2 protein-coding genes are annotated in these 1,313 nt (G+C 42.5%); both read right to left on the bottom strand.

Annotated elements, in window-relative coordinates; all coding sequences use genetic code 11:
• Positions 1-1,134, bottom strand: a 1,134-nt coding sequence (locus tag OFO01_RS08940; protein WP_270875550.1) for an efflux transporter outer membrane subunit, incomplete at its 3' end; no start/stop codon positions are given.
• The coding region (locus OFO01_RS08935; protein WP_270875549.1) for an efflux RND transporter permease subunit at positions 1,134-1,313 on the bottom strand (180 nt) is incomplete at its 5' end. The genes OFO01_RS08940 and OFO01_RS08935, both read right to left, overlap by 1 nt.

Raw genomic sequence — 1,313 nt, 5'->3', positions numbered from 1 at the left:
GTTTTCTATGCCGACTAATGCGTCTTTAACCTCGCCAAAAGCCGTTTTTAAGGTCTTATCATAGGCGATAAAACTTGCGTTTTGATCCAGATTTGCCAAATCCACTCGCTTTTTGGTGCGACCAAAGTCGATAAGAGGCCCCACTAGCGAACCGGCTATGCTCCAAGCAGGGTTATTTAAAAGCGTGTCAAACTCGCCGCTAGCATAACCTAGACTTCCTGTTAGCGAGATAGACGGAAAATACTGCGCCTTTGCCACGCCGACAAGGAAATTTGTAGCTTTTAGGCGTTCAAGCGCACTTGCGACATCGGGTCTGTGAAGTAAGATGTCCGATGAAATCCCGCTTGGAATCGCAGGTGCATTTGGCAATGAATTTGCCGAATTTACCACGCCGTGTAGAATTTCGTTGTAGCTTTTACCTGTAAGTATGTTTAGCGAAGTCGAAATTTGCGAAAGGTTGTTTTGAACGCCGATTAAATTTGCTCTTGCGTTTTCTTGTGTCGCTAATGCTTGATAATAAACAATATCGCTAATAGCTCCTGCATTTAGCTGTTTTTTACGAAAATTTGCCGTGCTAGTGTAGCTATCTAGGCTGGATTTTAAAATTTGCTCTTGTTCTTTTAGCGAAATCAGCGTGAAATAAAGGTTTGCAACGGTGCTAACGATTGTGTTTTTTGCTGTTTCGTAATCATATTTTGTGGCGTTAAATTTAGCATTTGCAGCTCTGACTGAGTTGCGAATTTTGCCCCAAAAATCGATTTCATAGCTCATAGAAGCCCCAAGCGAATAGGCTTCGTGCGAGTTTCTATCAGGCAGATTTCCAAAGTTATTTTGGCGACCTGCGCCGCCTTGAATTTGCGAATTTGGTAAAAACTCCAAGCGTGAAAGTCCAAGCGAAGTTCTCGCTATTTCGATATTATTTAGAGCTAAATTCAAATCAGAATTGTTTTGTAGCGCACTTTCAACTAGCTCATTTAGATAGCTATCGCCAAATTCAGCCCACCAAGCTTTATCTATACGAATTTCGCCGTAGTCTGCGATAAATTCGGTATTTTTTTGCGGAAGCGTCGGCTTAAACGAACAACCACTAAACAAAACGGCACTTGCAATCACGCTATATAAAAATTTATTCATCACTCGTCCTCCGCACTTTTGTTTTCTGCTCGTTTTTTGTCTATCCACTCATTAAGGCTTTCTAAAAGGTAGAAAAACAGCGGAACAAAGAAAATCGCAATCGTAGAAGCTGCTATCATACCGCCCATAACACCCGTTCCTATGGCATGGCGGCTTGCGGCACCTGCTCCTGTGGCGAT

Source organism: Campylobacter sp. JMF_01 NE2, from assembly GCF_027737365.1.
Classification (GTDB): domain Bacteria; phylum Campylobacterota; class Campylobacteria; order Campylobacterales; family Campylobacteraceae; genus Campylobacter_B.
This window is presented reverse-complemented; position numbering and strand designations above follow the sequence as displayed.